Genomic DNA, 5,097 nt, shown 5'->3' on the forward strand with positions numbered 1-5,097 from the left:
CACATCCGGCACGCCAAACAACGCACACCATCAACAGGCTGTTCAAAAAGGGGAGTTGCCGCCTCAGTGACCAGCTTCCCGCCGGTCCCCCTCTCGGCGACTTAGAAAACAATACACCCACCACACCCCCACCGCAAACCCACCCCAACACCCACCACCACACCCCCAAAACCCGCGGACTGGCGGGGATTTCTGGGGTGCCCGAACGCTGGCGGCGCCGTATTCCGGAGAATCCGGGTGCTATGGAGCGCGTCACATTGGTGGCCGGTCGGTCGGCACCAGCCGGCTCCCCGGCGTCAGCGCGCTGGCAGCGCACGCTGATGCCGGGAGCTGACGTTTCAGTCCCTTCCGCCTGAGCGGCTGCGGACCCAAGCCGTGGTCAGTCAGTCGCTTCGAACACCAGGGTGAAGTCGGCCTCTCGTCCGGTGATGCGGTATGCCTCCAGCACCCCCGGACCGCAGGCGCCGGTTCCCACTCCCCGCTGGACGCAATCGAGATAGACGTAGGCGCGGCCGTCCTCCACCAGATCCGGTTGATGGCCGGCCGCGTCAAGTACGTCGAGACTGTAGGGCCGGGCTGACAGTGCGAACGGCTCACCACTGACGGCGAGCCTCCCTTCGTCCAGCTGAAGCGTGGCTCGATGAACGGCGGCCCTGGCCCCGGACTCCTGCGGGCGGGCGTAGTCCACCACCATGTCCGTCATGGGCAGCGAGTACCAACCCTGGCGCGTGCCCTGGCCGGTATCCGGATATGCCTGGTGCGGCCCCTGCCCAAACCAATCAACGGTCTCGGCCTGGCTGTCCAGGACAAGCTCCAGCCCGATCCGTGCCCACGGAACGTCCTCTCCCTTGTTAATCCAGTCGCCGTCGGGCCGCACCTGCGTCCTGAGGCTGACCGCGCCCCCGTCGCTGGTCCACGTGTAGTCCACGAACACCCCGTACTGCTTGTCTGCTATACCGACGCGCGTCCGGATTTCCAACGCCTCGCCGCCGTCCGCGTCCGGTACCGCAGTGATGCTAATCAGCCGGGGGTGCAGCCGGTTGAGGCCGGCCTCGACCCATCGCTGCGCGATGGTCGGGGCGTCGGGGTTCCCCCACCAGTCCACTCCATAGTCGTTGTCTGTAGGGGCGCGCCACAGCACAAGCCGGAGATCGGCCACCGGCACGCCGCCGAGTCGGGTGGGCAGCCCGGTCACCCGTGAGAAGACGGCTGGCCCCAGCTGCAATTCAGCGTCGTCGCTTCCAGCAGACGCCTCAGCAAGGGCGCCGTGCGCAACGACGCTCTCAGTGGCACGGACCACCGGGGCCGCCGGCAGGTTGACGGAGGCCTGGCCCCACGCAATTTCGTGCCCGGCCTCGGCCCACTCAGTGTCCACAGCCAGCTCCGCCCGCACAGTCAGCACCGCCGTCCGATCACCGGCCAGGGCTGCCACGCCGGCGGGCAACTGGACAACAGTTTCCGCGCCAGGCGCCACCGGCGCGAGGTCGACCCGACCGCCGTCGAGAGTGCCGCCGTCGGACTCTACCGAGTAGCCAAAGCGAAGGGCGGAGGTGTCCGCAAAGTCGAACTTGTTCCGCACGATGAAGGTGCTCCAGTCCGCCGAGACGGAGATGGTCAGCGGCTCGATCACCTTCTTGAAATCCAGCAGGCCGGGGCGGGGTTTCCGGTTCGCATCCACCAGGCCGTCCGTGACGAAGTTGCCGTCGTGAATTTCCTCACCGAAGTCACCGCCGTAGACGAAGTACTCCTGGCCGTCGGAACCGGTGCGGACGATGCCGTGCTCGAGCCATTCCCAGACGAAGCCGCCCATCAGCCGCGGGTACCGGTCGAAGAGCTCCTGGTATTCAGACATTCCGCCAGGCCCGTTGCCCATCGCGTGGACGTATTCGCACAGGACAAACGGCATGGCGCGGCGGTGGGCATCCAGCGCCGGATCGTCCAGGGCCGGTTCAATGCCCTGCCCGATCAGCGCGGTTTCCGCCTGGTCCGCGTACATCCGGGAATAGACGTCCACGTATGGTGAACTCCAGTCACCTTCGTAGTGGATGGGCCGGGAAGGGTCGCGGAGCTTGGTCCAGCTGGACATCGCGGCCAGGTTGCGCCCCGTTCCGGACTCGTTCCCCAGCGACCACATGATCACGCAGGGGTGGTTCTTGTCCCGCTCGACGGTGCGGCGCATCCGGTCCAGCAATGCCGGCTCCCACCGGGGATCGTCACTCGGGTTCTGCTTCCAGCCCGCGCTTTGGAATCCGTGGGTCTCCAGATCGCATTCGAGCACCACGTAGAAACCAAGCCGGTCGGCGAGGGCGAGGAACTCGGGGTGCGGCGGATAGTGCGACGTGCGGATGGCGTTGATGTTGCGCTGCTTCATCAGCCGGAGCTCGCTCTCCATCACCTCCCGCGGCACGGCCCGCCCAAGCCGAGGATCATGTTCGTGGCGGTTGACGCCGCGGAGCAGGATACGCCGGCCATTGACCTTGAACTGGGCGTCCTCGATGCTGATGGAGCGGAATCCCACCAGGAGGTCCGCAGTCTCTCCGGCGGTGCTGACGGTCGCCTCGTAGAGACGCGGCAGTTCCGCCGACCACGGTTTGACGTCCGGAATACGCCTCTCGCTTCCGGCTGACAACTCCAGTTCCAGCTCCGGAATGCGTACGACGGCGTCAACCGCCTCGCCGCCCCGGGTCACCTCCACCGTGAGGATCCCCTCGCCGGTTTCGTGGTTGTAGTCGGCGTGGACGAAGACGTCGTCTATCCCGTTGGCCGGCCGCGACTGGAGGGTGACGTCTCGGAAAATACCCGGCAGCCACCACATGTCCTGGTCCTCGAGGTAGCTGGCCGCCGAGAACTGGGCAACGCGGACGGCAAGGACATTGCGTCCGGGGACGAGCACTCCGGTGACATCAAACTCGTGGGCCAGCCGGCTGCCGCGCGTCGTGCCGAGCCTGGTCCCGTTAAGCCACACCGTGCCGGCGGATTCAATGCCGTCGAAGCGGAGGACTGACCGCGGGAAAAATTCGGGTCCGGCGTCAAACTCCATGAGATGGTCGCCGACGGGGTTCGTATCCGGTACGTGCGGCGGCTCCACGGCAAACGGATACTGGACGTTGGTGTACCAGGGGGAACCATGGCCGTGCATGGGCCAGCTCGAGGGTACAGGAAGATCCTCAAACCCCGTCTGCTGCTGGCCAAGCTGCCAGCCGTCCCCGGATGCCTGCCTGATTCCCGTGCTGAGGCGGAACTTCCATGTTCCGTTCAGTGACAGCCTGGCCGCATTGGTGTTCAGGTAGGCACGCGCGGGAAGGGCGCCGTCGGCGGGATCCATCGATGCGAGCTCACTCACCCCGGCGGCATGAAGGTCGAGTGAACGGCCGGCGGGTGGCCCGGCCGGGTGGTCGGCGGCGGCGGGGTAATCGGCGGGGGCGGGGCTGGCGGGGCTGGCGGGGCTGGCGGGCGCAGTGGATGATTCGACTGACATGGCGGCTTCCCTTGGGTGGGTGGGTGGTCTCGGGCGCAAACCCTTCGTGAACGTTCACGAACTCGTACAAGAGTACTGGGAGCCAGTGGATTTGGATAGGGCCAACAGAGGGCCGGTCGTGTCACCAGGGGCGTCAGGCCGACTGGCGCACGATGAGCCGGTGGCAGAGCACCAGCTCCGAGCCCTGCCCGCCCGGTGTAATGGCGCCGGACAGCAGTCCGTCGAGGAGTTCGACGGCGGCCCTCCCCACTTCGCGCAGGTCCAGCGAGAGCGTAGTCAGCTCGGGGCTCAGAAGCTCACCAAGTGGAATCCCGTCCATGCCCATCACGGCGCAATCCATGGGTACAGTCCTGCCGGAGTCCGCAACGCCTTTCAAAGCCCCTGCGGCCATGAGGTCGTTGAACGCAATGATCGCGTCGATGCCGGGGCGGTCCGTGAGGACGCTCTGCGTCGCCCTCCTGGCCCCAGCAGCCGACTCTGGCGACATGATGATGGTCAGGGGAATTTCCGCTGCCGCGGCGGCGCGGGCGAAGGCCTGGCCGCGTGTTGAGACTGCGCGGTCTACGGGGTCAGCACTCCTCCCAGTTGTCAGCTGAGGCCCGGATGGGAGGCCGTTCTTGCCTGCATCCAGGTACACCAGCTGGCGACGCCCCGCTGCCAGCAGGTAGTCAAGGGCTCTCCGGGCTGCATGGTCGTAGTCGAAGCGAATCCTCCCCCAGGCGGATCCTGTCATCTGATCCAGCACCACGAGGGGCCGACGGCCGAGGACGGCTTGGGCTTCCCCTTCGGCATCACCGAGGTAGCCGATCACTGCATCCACCTGCGGTGCGAGGTGCTCAACTGATTGGACGCCTGTGGCACCGCCATGGCCGTAATCGTCCATCACCACATGCCACCCGCGCTGGGTGGCCAGCTCCACAACGCTCGAGGCGAAGGCCGGATAATAGGGGTTCGTGAGGTCCGGGATGGAGAGCCCCACCGACGTGCGGGATCCCTGGACGAGGCCCTTGGCAAAGCGGCTTGGTGTGTACCCGAGTTCGCGGGCCAGTTCCTGGACACGTTCCCGCGTCTCCTGCCGGATGCCCGGCATGTCATTCATGGCACGGGTGACCGTCTGCCGGGAGACGCCGGCGGCTGCGGCGACATCAAGGATGGTTGCACGATTGCCCGGCAGTCTACGGGAAGTGGAGGTCATAGACCGTAAGTCTAGGCCGCCGAACGCTGTCAGTGTCCATCGTCCTCTTTCCAAGCGACGCTCCCTCACCATTCGCCGGGTATGGCCCGACGCTCCCTCACCATTCGCCGGGTTTGGGCCGACCCTCCCTCACCATTCGCCGGGTTTGGGCCGACGCTCCCTCACCATTGGCCCGGGTTTGGCCCGACGCTCCCTCACTTTTGGCCGGGTTTGGGCCGGCGCGCTCCCTCACTTTTGGCGTGTTGTGGTGTGATGCTGCCAGGTCGTTCCGGGAGGATCCCGGGTTTGCGGGCCGGGTCCTGGGGGAGGGCCCGGGGTTTGCGGGCCGGGTTCTGGGGGAGGGCCCGGGGTTCACGGGCGGGTTCTGAGGGAGGATCCCGGGTTTGCGGGCCGGGTTCTGAGGGAGGATCGCCGTGGGACAGGC

The 5,097-nt window shown here is 66.6% G+C and carries 2 protein-coding genes; both read right to left on the bottom strand.

The features are described 5' to 3' along the window. Nucleotides 1–379: 379 nt before the first annotated feature. Nucleotides 380–3,478: a glycoside hydrolase family 2 TIM barrel-domain containing protein gene (locus J7E80_RS22080; protein WP_215054358.1), complete on the bottom strand. Its 3,099-nt coding sequence runs from the start codon at nucleotides 3,476–3,478 to the stop codon at nucleotides 380–382. A 133-nt stretch (nucleotides 3,479–3,611) separates the two neighbouring features. After that, complete coding sequence (locus J7E80_RS22085; RefSeq protein WP_215054359.1) at nucleotides 3,612–4,673, bottom strand: LacI family DNA-binding transcriptional regulator; 1,062 nt, start codon at nucleotides 4,671–4,673, stop codon at nucleotides 3,612–3,614. Between the last annotated feature and the right edge of the window lie 424 nt (nucleotides 4,674–5,097).

The sequence above is a fragment of the Arthrobacter sp. ISL-28 genome (genome assembly GCF_018613875.1).
Taxonomy (GTDB): Bacteria; Actinomycetota; Actinomycetes; order Actinomycetales; family Micrococcaceae; genus Arthrobacter.